The following is a 20,379-nucleotide window of genomic DNA, read 5'->3' as shown; positions in this document are numbered from 1 at the left end:
CTCAAAGCCGGATATTTCTCGCAGGCCCCGGGTCAATCCTGCTCTTGCAGGTGTTCGATAAAGGTCGTGCCGCTATAGCGCTCGCGAAACAGCCCCGCCTCCACCAGCATCGGTATCACCTGTTCCAGGAAAATGTGCATCGAACGGATCGAGCCCCCCGGCGCGGCGATAAAGCCGTCCATGGCGCCGGCCTCGGCCCATTCCACGATCTGTGCAAATGCATCTTCGGCGGTGCCTATCACTTGCCAGTGGGCCGCGGAAATCACTTCCGGGCGCAGCAGCAGTTCGTCCAGGCGCAGGGTTTCGCGCTCGATCAACCGCCGCAGCAGGTTGGTGTGGGTGCGGCTGCCGGGGTTGTGCACCGGGGCCGGCAGGTCGGCGGCGCTCACCGGGCGGTCCAGGGGCCAGTCGCTTAAATCGAGGCCGATCATCTGCTGGATCGAGGCGAACTTGCGCGCGTTGTCCGGGCGCCCGTGGGTTTGCATGAACAGCTCGCGGGCCTGTTCCCGGGTCGGCGCCAGGTACAGGCTCAGGCCCGGCAGCAGGCGGATGTCCTCGGGGCGGCGGCCGTGGCGCCGGGCCCGTTGCGAGAGGTCGCGACGCAGTTCCAGGGCCGCATCCTTGTCCGGGGTCGGGGCGAACACCAGGTCGGCCACCGAGGCGGCAAAGTCGCGACCGGTGTCCGAGGCGCCGGCCTGGACCAGGGGAATCCGTGCCTTGCCGAACGCCGGCAGGTTGAGCGGGCCGCGCACCCGGAAGTACTCGCCGGCATGGTCCACCGGGTGCACCTGGCTGCGGTCGGCGTAACGGCCGTTCTCCCGGTCCAGTAGCAGCGCCTGGTTGGGGTAGCTGGCCCACAGGTCGTGCACCAGGCGGGTGAACTCCGCCGCCCGGGCATAGCGCTCATCCGCGCCGGGCATGGCCTCCAGGCCGAAGTTCTCGTGGCCCTGCAAGGCGGTGACGATGTTCCAGCCGGCGCGGCCATTGCTCACCCAATGCAGCGACTGCAACTGGCGCGCCACCACATAGGGCGGGAAGAAGGTGGTGGAAACGGTGGACACCAGGCCGATGCGGGACGTCTCCCGGGCGATGCACGCCAGCAGCACCGTGGGATCGAGGCTGGCGAAACCCGAGCCGCTTTCCAGGCCGTCCATGTTCAGGCAACTGACGTCGGGGCGGAACACGAAATCCAGGTGCGCGGCCTCGGAACGCTTGGCGATGTCCACGGCGAAGTCGGCGCTGTAGATGCCTTCGATATTGCTGTCGGGCTGGCGCCAGGCATCGCCACTGAGCCAGGTGGGGGCCAGGGACATGCCGATATGCAGGCGTTTGCGGTTACTCATCTGTTGCCAATCTCCTGTGTACGAATGAACGCCGGCAGCGCCTCGAGGGGCGGCCGGCGACGGATTCCCGGGGCCTCAGAACGCCCCTTTGACGCCGATGCCCAGGGTCCGTGGCTGGGTCATGCTGGCCTCGATGCCGCCGATGCCGCGGTTCTGCTGCATGTAGGTGGGCGAGCGGTCGTCGAAGACGTTCTTGACGTAGCCATAGAGCTGCACCTGGTCGTTGAAGCGGTAGCTCATGCGCGCATCGGTCAGGGTGTAGGGCTTGATCGAATAGGCCGAGGTGTTGGCGGTATCCGAGTAGTAGCCGTCCAGGTAGCGCACCTGGGCATTGAGGTTCAGGCGCTCGGTGATGTCCCAGCTGGGGCCGACGCTCAGGGTGTAGCCCGGCGAGCGGGCAAACTCGTTGTGGGCGTAGTCGGCGTTGCTGGAAATCTTGTCGATGCGGGTGCGCAAGGTACCGGCGCTGGCCTTGAGCCGCAGGTTGTCCAGCAGGCGATAGTCCAGATCCAGCTCCAGGCCATAGGCGTGGGCCTTCTCGGCGTTGATGGTGTAGGACTGTGCCACCCCCGGGGAAATCACCACCGGGATGTTGTACTGGGCGTCCTTGAAATCCATGTAGAACAGGTTGGTGTTGATCAGCAGGCGGTCGTCGAGAAAGCTCGCGCGGCTGAACAGCTCATAGTTCCAGATCGACTCTTCCTTGAAATAGGCCCATTGCCGGGTCGTCAGGTTCAGCGACACACCGCCCGGGTTGTAGCCCCGGCTGACCAGGCCACCGACGGTCCAGTGCGGGGTGGCGGCGTAGGCCAGGGAAACCTTGGGCAGCACGGTGGAGAAGGTCTTGTCGTAGTTCAGCGCGCCGGGAGCCAGCACCGAGTTGCCCGTGCGCTCGATGTGGTCCTGCTGGTAGCGCAGGCCGGTGCTCAGGGTCCACAGGTCGGTGAGCCGGTAGTTGAGCTCGCCGAAGATCCCCAGGTTGGTCTTGGTGTCGTCGAAGGCCGAACGGCCCCGCAGGTTGAGGGTTTCGTCGGTGCGGGTGCGGGCGTAGTAGATCCCGCCCATGCCACTGAGCAGGTCCTCTTTCTCACCGAAGGTCAGGCGCGACTCGTTGGAGGCGTTCTTCTGGTGGATGTCGGCATCGCCCTCGCCCGCCGCCCCAGTCACCCGGTGCACCGACGACAGCGAATACTGCGCCTGGTTGAACAGCTTGAGGCCATTACCCAGCTCATAGGAGACGTCGAGGATGCTGGTGTTGGTGTCCTGTTCCCAGGACGGCATGGTGGTGGAGCTGTGCTCCAGCTTGTGGAACGGCGCCGAGGCGGCTTCCTGGGTCGGGCGGTTGCTGTCGTTGTGGGCGAAGGTGAACTGACTTTCCAGCCCTGGAATGTCGGTGGGCAACCACAGCAGCTTGGCCCGGGCATTGAGGTTGCGAAAATCCTGGTCGGTCTTGCCGCCCTGGAACTTCGGGTTGTCGTAGTCGATGAAGGTGTCGCGGGCCGAATAGTCCACTGCCAGGCGCCCGGCAAAGTCCTGGGCCAGGGGCCCGGACACCGCCACCGAACTGCGCCGCGAGTGGTAGCTGCCGATCTCCGCCTGGTAGGCCGCCTCGGGGGTGAAGGTCGGGTTCTTGGTGTTGACGATGATCGCACCGGCAATCGCATTGGCGCCCTGGGAGGTGGTCTGCGGGCCGCGGAACACCTCGATGCTGTCCAGGTCCCAGACCGAGGTCGCGCCGAAGAACATCTCGTTGTAGTTCAGGTAGTGGCCGTCCAGGTTGATGGTGGCCCGCGGCACCGTACCGCCCCAGAACACGTTCTGCCCGTTGTTCGGGCCCTGGGTGTCCTGGCCGCGGATGATCGGCGCGCCCACCGAGTCGGTGTAGATCACGTTGGGGCTGCCGTTGATGACCTCCGACACCGACGCATCGCCGGTCTTGTTCTGGTCGATATCGCGGTCGGTGATGATCGACACCGAGGAGGCGGTGTCCTTCAGCTCGCGGTCGAGTTTCTCACCGGTGACCACCAGCGATTCCAGGGCCAGGCTGCCTTTCCCTGGCTTGTCCGGCTGCCTGCTGTCCTCGGCCATCAGCGGCGGGCTCGCCAGCAGGGTGGACAAGGTGAGAACGCCAATACCGTGACTGAATGTGCGGTGCGTAAGGGCCATCAAAACTTCCTTCCAAATGAGAATGATCCTCTTTCACGATTAGGCTATCACGCTGCCATGATATTCCTCAATACGGAATACGTTCTGCAAATTGGAATGATCTACACTTTTGGCCCGGGCGCATTCCCCCGTCCCAGGCAGGCGGTGGAACCGGTATCATGGCCGCCGCTAGCGCCAGCGCCGCGCAGGCCGTAGCCTGCGTACCCCACGCGGCCAGACATTGGTGAGGAGACCCAGCCGTTGAACAGTTCGCAGCCCCCGTTGGACGAGACCCTGGATGCACCGCCGGAAAAACGTTCCGGGGTGATCCAGTCGGTGTCGATCGCCGCGCGTTTTCTCAACACCCTGGCCAATGCCGAGGGCGAGCTGGCCCTGGGGGAAGTGGCCCGGCGCACCGGCACGGGTGGCTCCACCGCCCACCGCTACCTGCAAAGCCTGGTCAAGGAAGGGCTGGCCAAGCAGGATCCGCTCAGTGGCCTGTACGACCTGGGCCCGGCAGCCCTGAGCATCGGCATTGGCGCGCTCAAGCGCATCGATGCGGTGGACATCGCCGCCCAGCGCATGAAAGCCCTGGCCCAGCGGCATGCCGCCAGCGGGGGCGTGGCGATCTGGACCGACCGCGGGCCGACCCTGGTGCGCTGGTACCGCAGCGCCTATTTCTCCATCAACCCCCTGGCCCTGGGGGACATCCTGCCCATCGACAACACCGCCTGCGGCCTGGTGTTCCAGGCCTTTCTGCCCAAGGCCGTGATCGACGCGGCGCGCAAGCAGCAGCCGGCGCATTTTCGCGGCACCCCGCCCAGTGCCGCGGTGCTCGACGAGGTACGACGCCGGCATTGGGCCGAACTCACCAGCCACCTGCTGTCCAACGTCACCGGGCAGGCCGCGCCGGTATTCGACGCCCAGCAGGAGATCGTCTGCGTGATGACCACAGTCACTGACCTGGGACAATTGCAGGCCCCGCAAGACCGCGATGCGCTGTTCCATGAAGCGGCCCAGGTCAATCAGGCCACCGGTGGCCAGCGCGTGCCCCAGGAAGCGTTGCCGGCGCGCCCCTGAGCCGTGGCTTCAGGCCGGGTCGATCCGGCCCTTGGGCACCATCAACGGCGTGCCGCTGACCGGGTCGCGGATGATCACCGAGGCCAGGCCGAACACCTGCTCCACCAGGGCCTCGGTGAAGATCGCCGCCGGCGCGCCCTGGGCGACGATGGCGCCGTCGCGCAGGGCGATCAGGTGGCTGGCATAGCGGCAGGCCTGGTTCAAGTCATGCAGCACCGCGACGATGGTCCGGCCCTGGCGGTTGAGCTCGGCCAAAAGCTCCAGCAGCTCGATCTGATGGACGATATCCAGGTAGGTGGTGGGCTCGTCCAGCAGCAGGATCGGCGTTTCCTGGGCCAGCACCATGGCGATCCACACCCGCTGGCGCTGGCCGCCGGACAACTCGTCCAGCAAGCGTTCGGCCAGCGCCTCGACCCGGGTCGCGGCCATCGCCCCGCGCACCGCCTGCTCATCCTCCTTTGACCACTGGCGCAGCAACGACTGGTGCGGATAGCGCCCGCGCGCCACCAGTTCGGCAACGCTGATGCCATCCGGCGCCATGGCGCTTTGCGGCAGCAGGCCCAGGCGCCGGGCCACTTCCCGGGCCGGCAGTTGGCGGATGTCCTTGCCATCGAGCACCACCCGCCCTTCAGCCGGTGCCAGTAGCCGGGACAACGCCGCCAGCAAGGTGGATTTGCCACAGGCGTTGGGCCCGACAATGACCGTGAACGAGCCGTCGGGAATGCTCAGGGACAGGCCCTGGGAAATGATTCGCGCGTCGTGGCGCAAGGTCACGGCATCGGCGTGCAAACGGTGAGTCATGGCGGGGTTTTCCTTGGGAGACAAGCGCTTGCAGTATTGCAATTGCGGAATGGATTCTACAATATGGAACGCATTGCATGAGAAGCATTATCATATGGTTCTGCTGTTCAGGCCCCTGCGCCCCACCCTTTACCGTCCGATGGATCGATGATGAACCCACGCCTTTGCGCCCGGCTGCTCAGTGCAGCGGTCCTGGCCCTGAGTTGCCAGCTGGCCCTCGGGGCAAGCACCACCCCCACCCGTATCGTCTCCACCAGCCCCAGCGTCACCGGGATCCTGCTGGCCATGGATGCGCCGCTGGTGGCCAGCGCCGCCACCACCCCCAGCCGCCTCACCGATGAGCGCGGGTTCTTTTCCCAGTGGGCAGAAGTGGCCAGGCAGCGCGGCGTAGCGGTGCTGTACCGCAACCTGCAATTCGATATCGAAGCGGTGATCGCCGCTGACCCGGACCTGCTGGTGGTGTCCGCCACCGGCGCCGACAGCGTGGTCGCCCACCGCAGCGAGCTGCAGGCCCAGGGCCTGGAGACCCTGGTGGTGGACTACTCGAACCAGAGCTGGCAAGACATCGCCACCGCCCTGGGCCAGCGCACCGGCCTGGAGCAACAGGCCCGGGCGGCGATCCAGCGCTTCGACCAATACACCGCGCAAACCGCCGCCCGCATCACCCCGCCCCCGGGGCCGGTGAGCGTGGTGGGCTACAACATTGCCGGCAGCTATTCCATCGGCCGCCTGAACAGCCCCCAGGCCCGGCTGCTCGGCGCTCTTGGCTTCAAGGTCGCGGAGCTGCCCGAGGCGCTGGCGGGCAAGGTCACCCGAGCGTCGGACTTCCAGTTCATCTCCCGGGAAAACCTGCCGGCGGCGATCACCGGTGACAGCGTGTTCCTGCTCAGCGCCACCGACGGCGACGTGCAGGCGTTCCTCGCCGACCCGGTGCTGGCCAACCTGCCAGCGGTGATCAACCGGCGGGTGTATGCCCTGGGCCCGAGTTCGTTTCGCATCGACTATTACTCGGGACGGCAGATGATCGATGCCGTCGCCGCGCACTTTCGCTAAGCCATGAACCTCGTTGCCCAGCCCCTGGCCCGACCGCTGTCGCGCCCTCACCACCGCACCTGGGGCCTGCTGGCCGGGCTGCTGCTGTTGCTGGTGCTGGCCCTGCTGAGCCTGGCCATCGGCTCCCGGGCGATCCCCCTGAGCGTGACCTGGCAGGCGTTGCAGGCACCCGACCTGCACAACGACCAGCACCTGATCCTGCGTGAACTGCGCCTGCCCCGGACCCTGATCGCCCTGCTGGCCGGCCTCGCCCTGGGGGTGGCCGGCGCGGTGATGCAGGCGGTGACTCGCAACCCGCTGGCCGAACCGGGCCTGTTGGGCATCAATGCCGGCGCCGCCGTGGCGGTGATCGGCGGCGTGGCGCTGCTGCACTTGACCAGCCTGGCCGAGTACCTGTGGCTGGCGTTCGGCGGCGCCGGGCTGGCGGGAGTGGTGGTGTTCCTGCTGGGGCAGGCCCATGAGACCGGGACCAACCCGGTGCGCCTGGTGCTGGCCGGCGCCGGGCTGTCGGTGATGCTGACTTCACTGACCGGGATCATCGTGCTCAACAGCCCGCCCGAGGTCTTCGATCACTTTCGCCACTGGGCCGCGGGCTCGCTGTCCGGCAGCGGCTTCGCCCTGCTGCAGGTTCCGGCCCTGGCCATCGCGCTGGGCCTGGCCCTGGCCCTGGGGATCGCCGCCCAGCTCAACGCCCTGGCCCTGGGCCAGGACCTGGGGCGCGCCCTGGGAGTGAACCTGCGCCTGACCTGGCTACTGGCCTGCCTGGCGGTGATGCTGCTGGCCGGTGCCGCCACCGCCGTGGCCGGGCCGATCGGTTTTGTCGGGCTGGTGGCGCCCCATCTGGCGCGGATGCTGGTGGGCACCGACTACCGCTGGATCCTGCCCTACTCGGCGCTGCTGGCCGCCGGCCTGCTGCTGGGGGCGGACGTGCTCGGCCGGGTGGTGGCAGCGCCGGAAGAAATCGCCGCCGGCATCATCACCCTGCTGCTGGGTGGGCCGTGCTTCATCGTACTGGTCAGGCGCTTTCGCCTGAGCCGCCTGTGAAGGGGCTCAAGGCCCTGCGCCTGGGCTCGCTCTCGCTGCGCTGGCAACCGCGCACGGCCCTGGTCTGCGCCGTGCTGCTGGTGGCGATGCTGCTGCTCTGGGCGCTGCTGCTGGGTACCGGCAGCCTGTCACTGGGCCCGGAACAGGTGCTGGCCAACCTGCTGGGCCAGGGCCAGGACCCCACCGCCCAGCGGGTGCTGCAACGCGTGCGCCTGCCCCGGGCCCTGACCGCGACCCTGGTGGGCGCGGCACTGGGCATGGCCGGGGCGATCTTCCAGTCGATCTCGCGCAATGCCCTGGGCTCGCCGGACGTGATCGGCTTCACCACCGGCGCCGCCAGTGGCGCCATCGTGCAGATCATGCTGTTCGATGCCGGCCCCCTGGCCACGTCCCTGGCAGCAGTGGCGGCCGGCCTGGGCACCGCCCTGCTGGTGTTGCTGCTGGCGCGAAACGGCCACAGCAGCGGGGGTTATCGCCTGGTGCTGGTGGGCATCGGCGTGGGCGCCAGCCTGTCCGGCCTGAACAGCATCCTGCTGGTCAGCGGCAACCTCGACCAGGCGATGTTCGCCCAACTGTGGCTGGCCGGCTCGCTGAACACCCGCACCTGGTCCCATGTACTGCCGGCAGCCCTGGGCCTGCTGCTGATCGCCCCGATCGCCCTGTACCACGCCCGGCGCATCAACCTGCTGGAAATGGGCGACGCCACCGCCAGCCAACTGGGGGTCGCGGTGGAGCACACCCGATTGATCATGGTCCTGGCCGCCGTCGGCCTCACTGCCATCGCCACCGCTGCTGCCGGGCCCATCGCCTTTATCGCCCTGGCCGGCCCGCAACTGGCCCGGCGCCTGACCCGCAGCGCCGAAGTGCCGCTGGGGTCGGGCGCGCTGATGGGCGCGGTATTGCTCCTGGCCGCAGACCTGCTGAGCCAGCGCCTGGCGTTCCACGCCAACCTGCCCATCGGCCTGATGACCGGCCTGCTGGGAGGTTTCTACCTGTTGTGGTTGCTGGGCCGTAGCCGGCGGGTTTGAGGGGTCCACAATTGGGGCCGGAACACTACTGCGCCACCTTGCGAAACCTCAAGTGGCGCGCCACGCTGCTGGTCAGCACCGCGCCTTGCTCGGCAAAGCTGAGCACCCCCAGTTCCCCGGCGCTGAAACGCTCAGCGGTCAGGGGCTGCATCGGGTAGGTGTACAGGCCGATGCGTACATAGAGCTTGCCTTGCCGGGCATGGACCTTGAGCTGTCCGGGGCTGGTTTCTAGGGTATAGAGGCCGACGTAGGGGCGGATATCATCGGGCTTCCAGGGCGGGGCCAGGGCATAGGTCGAGGCCGGGTTGTTGAGCGCGATCCGCCCTCCCGAGGTCGCCGCGAGGTAGATCGGGGTGCCGTCGTTGTCCGCCACCAGCACCTCATCGCTCTGCCGGATCAGCGGCAGGACGTCGGGGAAGGTTTCCAGGCTCCAACCCTTGCCGCTGCGCCGCAGCTGCAACTGATGGCCGCCATCGTCCAGGTAGGTGCCGGCCACCAGCGTTTTCAGCGATGCCTTGGGCAGCGCCCGGATGCTCGGGGGTGGCGGCGGAATGTCCGCTTCCCCGGACGGCGCCGGCGAGCCCAGCAGGGTATCGAGCAACTGGCGGCCGCGCTCCGAGGCACGGCCGTCATCGCTGTTGCACAGCACCACCGTGGCCACATCGAGCTTGGGGTACCAGGCCACGTCGGTGTTGAAACCGGCCCAGCCGCCGCTGTGGGACAGCTCTTGCAGCCCGCGGTAGCTGCGGTTGGCAAGGCCCATGCCGTAATAGCCGGGATCACCGTCGTTCAGGGGCTCGGTCAGGCGCATGTTCTCCACCAGCGCCTTGCCCCCGACCCGCCCGGTGGACAGGTTGCGCAACCACCGCATCAGGTCCGCCACATTGCTGTGCACCTGGCCGTCGCCGGTCTGCTCCCAGCGCGCATCCACCGCCACCTGGGCCTTGCCCTGCCCGCCCGGTTCATAGCCCCGGGCCAGGTTCGGCAACAGCACCGGGTACTGATCGACGATGCTTGAGTGATCCATGCCCAGGGGCAAAAAGATGTTCGCCCGGGAGTAGTGTTTCAGCGACAGGCCGCTGGCTCGCTCGACGATGCTCGACAGCAGGACGTAGCCGCTGTTGCTGTAGCTGAATTCGCTGCCGGGCGGGAACATCAGGCTGTTCTGGCGCACCAGCAGGTCCAGGGCCTGTTGCTGGGTAAAGCGCTGGCTCAGGGGAATCCCCGCCAGTTCGGCCAGCAGCATGTAGTCCTGCAGCCCTGAGGTGTGGTGCAACAGGTGACGGATCCTGATGCCCTGGGCATAGGCCGGCAGCTCCGGCAGAAAGCGCCGCACCGGGTCCTCCAGGCTCAGGCGCCCCTGGGCTTGCAGTTGGAGGATGGCAAAGCCGGTGAACTGCTTGGACACCGACGCCAGGTTGAACAGGGTATCGGCCTGGATCGCCGCTCCGGTGGCCAGGTCGGCGGCGCCATAGCCTGCGCTCCAGATCACTTTGCCGCCGCGCATCACCCCGGCGGCGCAGCCGGGCTGGTCGGCCGAAATATCCTCGAACACCTTGGAAAATGACGCTGGTCCATCGGCACGAACCAGAGAGGCCGCCCCCAGGGTCGAGATCAGCACGGCGGTCAACAGTCTACGCATGGGGTTCTCCAGTCACGTCGGTCCTTGGCGCTCCGGCGGAGCAGGCGCCAGTATCCCCAGCAGCGGTGTTGGAATCTGTCGTGGGTCGGTGATTTTCTGTGAACAAAGGTGCAGGGATGTAATGAACGCCCGGGCCGGGAGGATTGCCCTGGAAAATCCCGTTATCATCGGCCGCCATCTCACTTCACCGGCGCCCATGGGCCCGGGCAAACCCTCACTGGCAGGATTCGCCATGCACCTTCTCTACCCCAGCGACCCCTTCGACCCGAAGCGCCCGGACGAGCAGTACCTCGACGAATACCAGGCGATTCTGGCCGCCGGCCTGAGCGCTTCGCTATTTTCCTTCGAGGATTTCGAGAGCGGCAATTTCCGGGCGCGGCCAGCCCTCGAAGGAGGCACCCCGGTGCTGTACCGCGGCTGGATGCTGACGCCCGAAGGCTACCGCGAACTGGTGGAGCATCTGCAACGCCTGGGCGCCGTTGCCTTCACCAGCGTTGCCGACTACCGGGACTGCCATCACTTGCCCCAGTGGTATCCGCGGCTGGCCCGCTTCACTTGCGAAACCCGGGTGCTGGCGGCCGACGCCAACTTCACCCAGGCCCTGGCGGACCTCCACTGGCCGGGGTATTTCATCAAGGACTACGTCAAATCGCTGAACACCGGCAGCGGTAGCCTGGTGCACTCCCCCGCGGATATCGCGCCACTGATCGAACGCATGCGCCAGTATCGCGGCCAGATCGAAGGTGGTGTCTGCGTCAGGCGTCGCGAGGACTACCTGGATGACACCGAGCGCCGCTACTTCGTCCTCAACGGCCAGGCTTACGGTGCTAGCGGTGAAGTACCGGCGCTGGTGCACGAATGCGCGGCACTGATCGACAGTCGGTTCTTCTCGGTGGATGTGGTGTTGCGGGCCGACGGCGTACTGCGCCTCGTGGAGGTGGGCGACGGCCAGGTGTCGGACCGCAAGGAATGGCCAGCCCGGCGCTTTGCCGCGATGCTCGCCGGCGCCCTGTAGAAAGCCGCTTAGCGCAGCAAGCGGCGCAGCCCCGCTTCGAAAGCGCCCTCCAGCGCCTGCGCGCCCTCCCCGGCCAGGGCCAGCGCCAGGGCGTGGCCGTGGCTGTAGTCCACCAGCAGGTCGAACAGCGCCGGGTCTGCATCGAAGGCCCGTACTTCCTCGCGCAAGCGCTGGCTGAAGGTGGCCAGGGAGCCGCCGAACAGCTGCGGGTCACCGAGGACGCACAGGGTCAGCGCCGGATGGCGGCGGACCCGGGCCATGTACTCCCCCAGCAGCGCCTGGATTCTTGCCTCGGGTGGCCACTGCGCTGCCGGCTCGGCCAGCGGCTCGGCGTGCACCCGCTCCACCAGCAGGCGCATCAGGTTGCGCTGGTCGCCCACGTGGTAGGCCACCGACATCGGGGTAATCCCCAGCTGCCGCGCCAGGGCCCGGCCACCGAACCCCTGGGGCCCCAGCTCCTCCAGCAGCTCCAGGCCCACGTCGAGGACCTGGTCCAGGCTCAGTTCACGCCCTGCGGCAGGGCGGCCGCTGCGCTTGGGCCGGTCAGTCATGGACGGCGCCCCGCTCCACCCGGTAGCGGGTGCTCACCAGCCCATCCGGATACCACCGGGAATCGACGCAGCGCAGGTGCAGGTCCCGGGGCAGTGCGCCGAACAGGGGGCGGCCCGTGCCCAGCAGCACCGGCACCCGGGTCAGGGTCATTTCATCGATCAGCCCGGCCTGGAGAAAGGCTTGAATCAGGGTGCCGCCATCGATGTAGGCGGTTCTCCAGCCCTCGGCCCGCAACTGCGCCACCAGCGCCACCGGTTGCAGCGCGCTGATGCGTACTTTGCCCTCCAGGCGCTGCGGCACGTCCTGCGTACTGAGGGTGCGGCTGAGCACCACCACCGGCTTGTCGAAAGGCCAGGGGGTGAAACCCAGCACGCTGTCGTAGGTAGCACGGCCCATGACAATTCCGTCCACCGACGCCATGAAGGCGCCGTAGCCATAGTCCTCACCGGACTCGCCACTGGGCAGCCAGTCGATGGCACCGTCGTTGCGGGCGATGAAACCATCGACCGAGGTGGCGATGAATACCTTGCCGAATGCCATGGGCGTTGCCTCCTGGGGGCCTAAACATACAGCGTATGATAAGCCGCTGCCGGGGCCACCTGGCAACCCTTGCCGACACCCTGGCGGTCAATCGCCCCCGGCATAGGCCGCCAGCCCCTGCACCAGCGCGGCGAAGGTCACCGCGCAGCGCGGGCTGTTGCGCAGGTCTTCATGCATCGCCACCCAGGCTTCCAGGCTCGGTGCGAACTGCTCCGCCAGGACCCGCACCAGGCGTGGATCAGCTTCGGCCAGGCGTACCTGGCAGGCACCAATGCCAAACCCCGCGCGCAATGCCGCCAACTGCGCCAGGTCACTGTCACTGCGCCAGGCGAAGGCGCCCCGGGCCAGCATCGGGTACTGCTGTTGCAGGCGGCGGATAAACGCGGTTTCACGGTCGAAGCCAATCAGGGCGTGCCCGGCCAACTGCTCCAGCGAGAGCGGCGTGCCCTGCTGCTGCAGATAGTCCCGGTGGGCATGCAGGCCCAGTTCGATGTCGGCGACCCGGCGCACCAGCAGCGCTTCCTGGGTCGGGCGGAACATCCGCACGGCAATATCGGCCTGGCGTTGCAGCAGGTCGTCGGCACGGTTGGACAGCACCAGCTCCACCACCAACTGCGGATGCTGCTGGCGCAAGGTGGCGAGAATCGGCGGCAACACCTCCACCCCGATGATTTCGCTGGCCGAGATCCGCACACTGCCCTGCACCCCGGCGCCATGGCTGCTGGCCACCCGGCGCAAGGCCGCCTCCCCCGCCGCCAGCTGCAGCAGGTAGGGCTTGAGCTCCAGCGCCGCTTCGGTGGCGGCGAATCCGTCGAAGGAACGGGTGAACAGCTTCAGGCCCAGGGCCGCTTCCAACTGGTCGATATGCCGGCCCACCGTGGGCTGGGTCAAACCCATGGCACGGCCGGCGGCAGACAGGGAGCCACTGTCCAGCACTGCGAGAAAGGTGCGGTACCAGTCCCAGTGGGGGGGAGTATCCGTGGGGCTATGCATTTTTTTATAGAAACCATCGAAGTCTGGGCAATTTCCATTTAGCCGAGGAACTCGCACTCTGCAAGCTCTGTTCATCCACGAGGAACCCCGTCATGCCCCAAGTAGCCTTGTTCGGCGCCGTCGGCGCCATTGGCCAGAGCATTGCCCGGACCCTGCGCAGCCAGGGCCAGCCCTACCGCGTGGTGGGCCGCAGCCAGAGCAGCCTGCTAAAGGCCTATGGCGCCGACCCGTTGGCCGCGCCGGTCACCTGGGACCCCGACCAGCCCGCCTCGGTCGAGGCCGCAGCAGCCGGCATCGACACCTTGATCTATCTGGTAGGGGTGGACTATTGGCGCTTCGAACTGCACCCGCAACTGATGCGCCAGACCCTGGACGGCGCCATCGCCGCCGGGGTGCGCCGGATCCTGCTGATCGGCACCGTCTATCCCTACGGCATGGCTCGCAGCAACCCGGTGGCGGAGCAGCATCCGCGCCAGCCCAACAGCTTCAAGGGCCGCATGCGCAAGTCCCAGGAAGACCTGCTATGGAAGGCCCATGCCGACGGCAAGATCCAGGCCACGGTGCTGCGCCTGCCGGACTTCTACGGGCCCGGGGTCGATAAAAGCCTGCTGCACGGCGCGTTCCAGGCCGCGGTCCAGGGCGGCACGGCGAACCTGGTAGGCCCCCTGGACCGGCCCCATGAGTTTGTCTTCGTTCCCGACGTGGGGCCGGTGGTCTGCCGCTTGATCCAGCAGCCCGAGGCCTTCGGCAAGACCTGGCACCTGGGCGGCGCCGGGGTCACCAGCCAGCGCGAGCTGCTGGAGCTGATCCGGCAGCACGGCGGTGCCCGCTTCAAGCAGCGGGTGATCGGCAAGCCCCTGCTGCGCCTGCTGGGGCTGTTCGACCCGCTGCTGCGCGAGATGGTGGAGATGCATTACCTGATCAGCTCGCCGCTGATCCTCGACGACTCGGCCCTGCAAGCTCTGATCGGGCCGATCGTCAAGACGTCCTATGCCCAAGGGGTGCGCCAGACGCTCGCGGCGAGCGCCAGTGCCCCTCAGAACGTGAAGCGGTAACCGAGGTTGGCGGCCCAGGGCCGGTCGATGTTCGAGCCTTCGCTGGTCTCGACCTCGGCATACACCTGATGCTGGCGGCTCAGCTCACCGGTCACGCCAACCCCGGCATACCAGCCACCGCCGTTGCCATCGGGACGGCTGGCGATGCCGTTGGTGCGGACCTTGTTCTGCGCCGACAGATCCTCGACCCAGCCAGCCTTGAGGTAGGGCTGCAAGCGTGTGCCATCTTGCAGCTGCAGGTTACGCCCGGCCCGGGCACCGGTGCGGATCTGGGTCGACAGCCCATCGCCGGGCTGCACCTGCAGGCCGTTGTCCAGGCGGTAGTTGTCGGAGCGGGCATAGAGCATGGAAACCTGCGCCTGGGGCTCGACGAACCAGCGGTTGCCCAGATCGATCTGCTTGCCGGCTTCCACCGACAGGCCCGCGCCCTTGCTGCGTGAATGCCCGGAGACCTTGGCGCCGTCGGTGCCCCATACATCCAGGCGGGTGGACCAGCGGTTCAGGGTCAGCAAGGTGTCGGTGTACCAGCCCGAGTCATCCAGGTAGGTGGCATAGCCGCCCAGGTGGTAGCTGTCGAGCTTGCCGCTGCCCTCGCCCTTGAAGTTGCGATCGGTCTGGCTGTAGCCGGCCAGCGCGCCAAGCACCAGGGTGCCACCGGCGGTGTCGAGCCGGGTGTCCATGCCCAGTTGCGTGCCCTGTACCTGTTGGGAAAACGTCCGGCCAACGCCGTTGTCCAGGGATTGCTGCTGGCCGAAACCACGGATCCACAGACCCTGGCGATCGGCCCCCTGGCGCAGGTCGCCGAGGCGCTGTACCAGGGTCGCCCGCTCGGCATCCCAGGTGGCCCGCAAGGTGGCAATGGCGCTGCTGTTGACCGCCGCGCTGGCGCCGGTGGAAAGGTTGTCCGGCCCCGGCGCCGGCTGGGTACGGCCGACGTTCACCAGGTTCCAGTTGCCCTGGGCATCGGCCGCAAGACCGTAGCGATAGGTCCCGGCATCCACTACCCCACCGCGGTTGGCCAGGCTGAACGAACCCGGGCCGCCGGCGCTTTGCACCAGGGTCAGGCTCTGGCCCTCGGCCCCCGGTTCGCTGCCGGAGTTGCGCACCAGAATGTCGTTGTTGCCGGTGACCTGGCCGCCGACGATCAACCGGTCACCCTGCTGCAGGCCCAGGTCGGTGTTCATGATGTAGTGGCCGTCGCCCTCGAGGTCGCCACTGACCTGCAACTGCTTGAAGGCCCCCGCCAGGCCGGGATCGGCGAACTCCACCACGCCGTTGTTGGCCAGGCGGGTGAGCTGGGAGTCGCCGCGCAGGGTCCAGACACTGCTGTCGTCCAGGCTCAGTTGGGTATCACGGATGCCGCCCTTGATCGCCCCGTCCAGGCTGGAGTGGTCGGCCAGGGACAGTTGCAGGCTGCCGCCGTCCACCAGCACATCACCGAACAGGTTCGAGCGCACGGCGTCCAGTTGCACCGCACCGGCCAGCACCCCGCTGGCGCGGTCGGTGATCCACAGCGCGGTGCCCTGCTCGCCACCGCTGCGGCCCACCAGGCTACTGTCGGTAAAGCGCGTGGTCAGGCCTCCGCCGTTGACCAGGATGCCGGCGCCGTCTTCAGTCTGGATATGGCTGGACGTGACCTCCACATCGTTCACCACCCCGGCGCCAGTGGCGAAACTGACGATGCCATGGGCGTTGCTGCCGTTGGTGACCACGGTCGAGCCCTGGAAGCGGGTCGTGGCGTTGTTGCTGATGGCCAGGCCGTGAGCCTGCTCGCCGGCGGTCTGCACGTCGCTGTCCTGCAGCTCCACGCTGGCACCGCGGCCCGAGGCGAACAGGCCATAGCCCAGGTCGCCGTGGGTGACGATGCTGCTGTTGCTCAGGCTGATGCTCGCCCCCGCCATGCGGGCCAGCGCCCCCACGGAGCCCCGGCCACTGGTTTCGATCAGCACGCGGCTGACGTTGAACACCGCACCGGGGCTGTTTGTGGTGTCCGGCGAGGCGTACAGGGCATGGGAGTTGTCGCCAAGGGTGCTGATGGAACCACCGTCCATGGTGAACACGCCGCCACGGTTGTCGATGGCCACCGCACTCTGGCCACGGGTTTGCAGAATGCTGTCCTTGACGTCCACCCGGGTGTTGCTGCCCGGCATCCAGATCGCCACGCCATAGTCGCCCAGGGCGGTGACCTGCACGCTGTCCAGATCGGCCGCGGCCTGGTCGGCGTTGACGTTGATACCGTTGCCATTCTGCGAGGTGATCCGGCTGTGGCTGACCACCGCCGTGCCACCCGGTTTCTGGTACAGGCTGCTCAGGGTGATGCCGTCGCCCTTGGCATTGATGCTGCCGTTGCGAAAGGTCAGGGCGGCGCTGGTCACACCGATGCCACGGCCATTCTCGGCGGTGATGTCGACGCCGTCGGCGCTGAGGGAGGAGCCGACCCCTTCCACGGCCACCGCGCCAATGAAGCCGCTGGACTGGATGCTGACGCGCTGCAGCTCGATGGCCGCACCATCGGCGGCGCGGACCGCATTGACCGAGCCGGTCGAAGTGGCGGTCAGGGTCAGGTCCGAGGCCAGGATGCTGGAGCCCATGCCGGAGGCGGACAAGACATCGGCCTGGTTGCCCGAGGTGGTGATGGAGCCACCGGCCACCTGCACCTGGCCACCAGCGCTGGCCACCACGCCGCGGCTCTGGTTGCCGCTGGTGGTGATCTGCACATCGTTCAGGGTCAACTGGCTGCCGGCGCCGGTGGCCTGGGCCCCAGTGGCGAAATCCGAGCCGCCGGTGCTGATGGTCACGCCGCTCAGTTCGGCCTTGCCGCCGGCGTCCACCTGCACGCCCACCACCGCGCTGTTGGGGCTGTCCGCCGTGGCCCGGATATCGTAGCCCTGGCCCTGCAACTGGTTCTGAGCGCCGCTGACCCGCACCGCCGGCCCACGGCCGGTGTAATCGACAGACGCCTCATCCAGGGTCAGGGATTCACCTTCGGGCGAGGACAAATCGATTTTTTCATAATCAGCAGCGGTTGCAGACTGAGTAACAAGCGTCATCAACGACAGCGCGGAGCTAACGGCGAGGCTTATCGTTTTCTTAACCAGAACCATAACTTTCAAACCTTTGCGTTAGAGCACAAGAGGGTCGAAAGCCTGAAGTCAATAGGTGAACTAAAAAATGAGAATCTTCTTAAAGCCCCTGGCATTAAGAATATTCTGAAGAGGGATATAGATAGTTCTCCTTACTATGGGCCGATGCATACACAAGCCCACTTCCCAGCGTTTACCAGCCACTTCTCCGGGGCCTATATCCCGGTGGTCCTGCTGCGCCTTTTCATGTACAGCCTGCTGTCCTGCATCCTGATCATTGCCGGTTTCGTGGTCCACTGGTCACTTAATGAAACCCTCTCCAACTACCGCCGGCAAATGAACGCAGCGGCATTTAACGCACAACAATTCTTCAATCAACGGGAAAGCCTGTTGAAGGCCATTTCTTCTTCGGCCGTGCGCACTAGCGATGAGCGCCTTAGTTCAACGGCGCGCAACTTTCTGGCAAGTAACGAGCAACTGCGGGTACTGCCCTTCGGCAGTACTCCCTCCCGGCGCTGGGCCCTGGTGCTGACTGCCCGCGACCTGGTGGAAGTGGACAGTACCCACAGCCAGCTGCTGTACCTGGTGCCGGAACAGGGCCTGGTCAGCACTCTCTACGAGCCAGCGGCCACCGGCACCGGCCAGCCCCCCAGCAAGGCCGTGGACGCACCCTGGCTGCGCCAGCTCGACCAGCGTGCGGTACAGGACCTGCTGGCCCGACACCCCGAGGCCCGGACCCTGTGGTACTGGGCCGGCATCGATGGCAACAAGCAGGTGTACCTGTTGCGCCCGGTGGACGAGCATCACGCCAGCGAGGGCTGGCTGGGCCTGGAGCTCACCGAGATCGACCTGGCCCTGGACCCCCTGGGCCTGCACCAGGGCAAATACCTGCTGTATGACGCCGACGGCGCACTGGTGCTGCACAGCGCCAACTGGCAAGTGCCCGGCAGCCTGTCGCGCCTGCAGGCCGACGAGGACTCCTTCGGCCTGCACCGCCTGGGCGGGCTGCCCGACTACATCGTGCTCAATAAATCCGTGGGCAACGCCGGCTGGCGCCTGGTGTACTACGCACCGGTCAGCCAACTGCTGCGCGACAGCCGTGGCCCGCTGTACACCACCCTGCTGGTGACCCTGCTTCTGTTCGCGGTGATCTTTCTCGGCGCGCGCTACATCCGCCTGCGCCTGGTGGAACCCGCAGTGCGCCACTACAGCGCCCTGGCAGACAGCGTGTCCCTCAACCGGCGCTTCATCGAGGTGGCGCCGGTGGGCCTGTGCCTGATGCGGCGCGACAACGGCCGGCTGATCCTGTGCAATGAATCCGGGCGCCGCTGGCTGGCCTCGGTGCCCGGCCTGCGCGAGCGCATCCTCGACGAGCCGCCTGCCCGGGTGCATGCCATCGAACATGCCCTGGACGACGGCACCTTCATTCAGCTGACCTGTGCCCCCACCGGCTACAACGGCGTGGCGGCGGTGCTGTGCTGCATCAGCGACGTGACCGACTTCAAGGTGGCCGAACAGTCGCTGCTGCAGGCCAAGCTGCTGTCGGACCAGGCCAACCACGAGAAGACCCTGTTCCTCAGCACCCTGAGCCACGAGATCCGCACGCCCATGTACGGCATCCTCGGCTCTCTGGAAATGCTCCGCACCACCGCCCTCAGCGCCCAGCAGGGCGACTACCTGGAAGCCACCCAGCAAGCATCCTCGGCGCTGATGCGAACCATCAACGACACCCTCGACATGTCACTGATCGAGTCCGGCCGCCTGAGCCTCACCAGCGCCCCCTTCTCCCCGGTGCGGCTGGTGGAAGAAGTGGCCTTCAGTTACTCGGCCCGGGCCCGCAGCAAGGGCCTGCGCCTGTACGTGACCCTGGACCCGAATGTCGCCGAGCGAGTGGTGGGCGACGGCGAACGCATTCGCCAGATCCTCAACAACCTGGTGAGCAACGCCATCAAGTTCACCGAGTCCGGCCATGTGGTGCTGCGCCTGCATGCCGAGGCGGGCCCGAGCCAGGCGCCCCGCCTGCGCTTTCAGGTGGTGGACAGCGGCCCGGGGATCGCCCCGGAGTTCCAGGCCAACCTGTTCGAACCCTATTACCGGGTGCCCAGCTGGCTGGGCCAGAAGGCGCCGGGCACCGGCCTGGGCCTGGCCATCTGCCAACGGCTGGCGACGATGATGCAGGGTCAGTTGAGCGCCATCAGCGAACCGGGCCTGGGCTCCAGCTTCAGCTTCAGCCTGGCCCTGGAACCCTGCACCGCCGCCCCGGCGCCGGACCTGCCGCGCCTGGGGGTGACCCCGGTGTATGTGCGCGGGGATATCCAGGAAGTGAATCTCAACCTCTGCCACTGGTTGCGCCGCTGGGGCGCCCTGGCCATTCCCTATGTGGCCGAACGCGACCCGCCGACCCGCAAGGCGGTGCTGGTGGAAGCCTTTCTCGGCCCCTCGCGGCCAGTGGCCTGGAGCGGCCCGCGGGTGCTCATGCACGCCCCCGGCATGGGCCCGCCGCAGCGCCAGGCCGGCGACAGCTGGGTGGCCCGCACCTTCAGCCTCGACAGCCTGCGCAACGCCGTGGCCCAGGCCCAGTCCGGCATCGTTGCCGAACGGTGCTTCGCCTCCCCCGAAGCCCTGGCCCCGAGCCTGGACCTCAAGCTGCTGGCGGTGGACGACAGCCCCCTGTCGCTGCAGGTGATCTTTCAGCAGGGCCGCTACCTGGGCAACCGGATGGTGGCCTGCGCCAGCGCCGTCGATGCCTTGAAACGCACCGACCTGCTGTCCTTCGACGGCGTGCTGACCGACTTGCAGATGGAACACATGGACGGTCTGTCGTTTGCCCGCACCCTGCGCGAGCGGGGGTATTGCGGCCCCATCATCGGTATCACCGGTGAGCTCTCCCCGGCGCTGCGCAGCCACTGCGAGTCGGCCGGAATCCGTCATTTGCTGATCAAGCCGGTACCCCTGGACGCCTTGAGCGAGGTACTGCAATCCATCAAGAGGAAAGTCATTTGAGC

At 67.0% G+C, this 20,379-nt stretch carries 15 protein-coding genes; 7 read left to right on the top strand and 8 right to left on the bottom strand.

Annotation, left to right across the window (positions count from 1 at the left end):
* Positions 1-32: 32 nt before the first annotated feature.
* Both BM382_RS00345 and BM382_RS00340 read right to left on the bottom strand, forming a co-directional pair.
* On the bottom strand, positions 33-1,343 hold the full coding sequence (locus BM382_RS00345) for an NtaA/DmoA family FMN-dependent monooxygenase (protein WP_011061896.1): 1,311 nt from the start codon (positions 1,341-1,343) through the stop codon (positions 33-35).
* A 75-nt stretch (positions 1,344-1,418) separates the two neighbouring features.
* Positions 1,419-3,512 carry a TonB-dependent receptor gene (locus tag BM382_RS00340; RefSeq protein WP_026020119.1) on the bottom strand — a complete coding sequence of 698 codons (2,094 nt, stop codon included), beginning with the start codon at positions 3,510-3,512 and terminating at the stop codon, positions 1,419-1,421.
* 270 nt (positions 3,513-3,782) lie between these two features.
* On the opposite strand from BM382_RS00340, the gene BM382_RS00335 reads away from it, so the two are divergent.
* A complete protein-coding gene (locus tag BM382_RS00335; RefSeq protein WP_169893601.1) occupies positions 3,783-4,568 on the top strand; it encodes an IclR family transcriptional regulator in 786 nt (261 codons plus the stop codon).
* Between the two features lie 9 nt (positions 4,569-4,577).
* Here BM382_RS00335 and BM382_RS00330 read toward each other — a convergent pair whose 3' ends face one another.
* A complete protein-coding gene (locus BM382_RS00330; RefSeq protein WP_011061899.1) occupies positions 4,578-5,369 on the bottom strand; it encodes an ABC transporter ATP-binding protein in 792 nt (263 codons plus the stop codon).
* Between the two features lie 147 nt (positions 5,370-5,516).
* Here BM382_RS00330 and fepB point away from each other — a divergent pair, with 147 nt between their 5' ends.
* The 3 genes from fepB to BM382_RS00315 are packed head-to-tail and all read left to right on the top strand — an operon-like array spanning position 5,517 to position 8,494.
* Positions 5,517-6,422, top strand: coding sequence for a Fe2+-enterobactin ABC transporter substrate-binding protein (gene fepB / locus BM382_RS00325; RefSeq protein WP_011061900.1), 906 nt, complete (start codon positions 5,517-5,519; stop codon positions 6,420-6,422).
* Between the two features lie 3 nt (positions 6,423-6,425).
* A complete protein-coding gene (locus BM382_RS00320) occupies positions 6,426-7,466 on the top strand; it encodes a FecCD family ABC transporter permease (RefSeq protein WP_015636053.1) in 1,041 nt (346 codons plus the stop codon).
* Complete coding sequence (locus BM382_RS00315) at positions 7,463-8,494, top strand: FecCD family ABC transporter permease (RefSeq protein ID WP_072441269.1); 1,032 nt, start codon at positions 7,463-7,465, stop codon at positions 8,492-8,494. Before BM382_RS00320 ends, BM382_RS00315 begins: the two co-directional genes overlap by 4 nt.
* 25 nt (positions 8,495-8,519) lie before the next feature.
* Here BM382_RS00315 and BM382_RS00310 read toward each other — a convergent pair whose 3' ends face one another.
* Positions 8,520-10,136 (bottom strand): serine hydrolase domain-containing protein, encoded by a 1,617-nt coding sequence (locus tag BM382_RS00310; protein ID WP_072441267.1) that lies wholly within the window; start codon positions 10,134-10,136, stop codon positions 8,520-8,522.
* A gap of 232 nt (positions 10,137-10,368) precedes the next feature.
* Here BM382_RS00310 and BM382_RS00305 point away from each other — a divergent pair, with 232 nt between their 5' ends.
* On the top strand, positions 10,369-11,151 hold the full coding sequence (locus BM382_RS00305; RefSeq protein ID WP_019094349.1) for an ATP-grasp domain-containing protein: 783 nt from the start codon (positions 10,369-10,371) through the stop codon (positions 11,149-11,151).
* An 8-nt stretch (positions 11,152-11,159) separates the two neighbouring features.
* Here BM382_RS00305 and BM382_RS00300 read toward each other — a convergent pair whose 3' ends face one another.
* The 3 genes from BM382_RS00300 to BM382_RS00290 form a co-directional block, all read right to left on the bottom strand.
* Entirely contained in the window at positions 11,160-11,702 is a 543-nt protein-coding gene (locus BM382_RS00300) for a TetR/AcrR family transcriptional regulator (protein ID WP_015636058.1), read from the bottom strand.
* The gene (locus BM382_RS00295) at positions 11,695-12,243 is read right to left on the bottom strand and encodes a dihydrofolate reductase family protein (RefSeq protein WP_072441264.1); all 549 of its coding nucleotides are present in this window, start codon (positions 12,241-12,243) and stop codon (positions 11,695-11,697) included. The genes BM382_RS00300 and BM382_RS00295 overlap by 8 nt, the downstream gene beginning before the upstream one ends.
* An 87-nt stretch (positions 12,244-12,330) precedes the next feature.
* A complete protein-coding gene (locus BM382_RS00290; RefSeq protein ID WP_011061908.1) occupies positions 12,331-13,236 on the bottom strand; it encodes a LysR family transcriptional regulator in 906 nt (301 codons plus the stop codon).
* Between the two features lie 92 nt (positions 13,237-13,328).
* On the opposite strand from BM382_RS00290, the gene BM382_RS00285 reads away from it, so the two are divergent.
* The gene (locus tag BM382_RS00285; RefSeq protein ID WP_072441260.1) at positions 13,329-14,291 is read left to right on the top strand and encodes an SDR family oxidoreductase; all 963 of its coding nucleotides are present in this window, start codon (positions 13,329-13,331) and stop codon (positions 14,289-14,291) included.
* Here BM382_RS00285 and BM382_RS00280 read toward each other — a convergent pair.
* Positions 14,273-17,290, bottom strand: a complete 3,018-nt coding sequence (locus BM382_RS00280) for an autotransporter outer membrane beta-barrel domain-containing protein (RefSeq protein WP_072441257.1) — start codon at positions 17,288-17,290, stop codon at positions 14,273-14,275. The two genes, BM382_RS00285 and BM382_RS00280, sit on opposite strands and share 19 nt — an antisense overlap.
* A 249-nt stretch (positions 17,291-17,539) precedes the next feature.
* On the opposite strand from BM382_RS00280, the gene BM382_RS00275 reads away from it, so the two are divergent.
* On the top strand, positions 17,540-20,377 hold the full coding sequence (locus BM382_RS00275; protein WP_019094345.1) for a hybrid sensor histidine kinase/response regulator: 2,838 nt from the start codon (positions 17,540-17,542) through the stop codon (positions 20,375-20,377).
* The last annotated feature ends 2 nt before the right edge of the window (positions 20,378-20,379 follow it).

Origin of the sequence: Pseudomonas sp. NFPP25 (assembly GCF_900116505.1) — a bacterium.
Taxonomy (GTDB): domain Bacteria; phylum Pseudomonadota; class Gammaproteobacteria; order Pseudomonadales; family Pseudomonadaceae; genus Aquipseudomonas; species Aquipseudomonas protegens.
The sequence above is the reverse complement of the archived record's forward strand: the minus strand, read 5'-3'. Positions and strand labels throughout refer to the sequence as shown.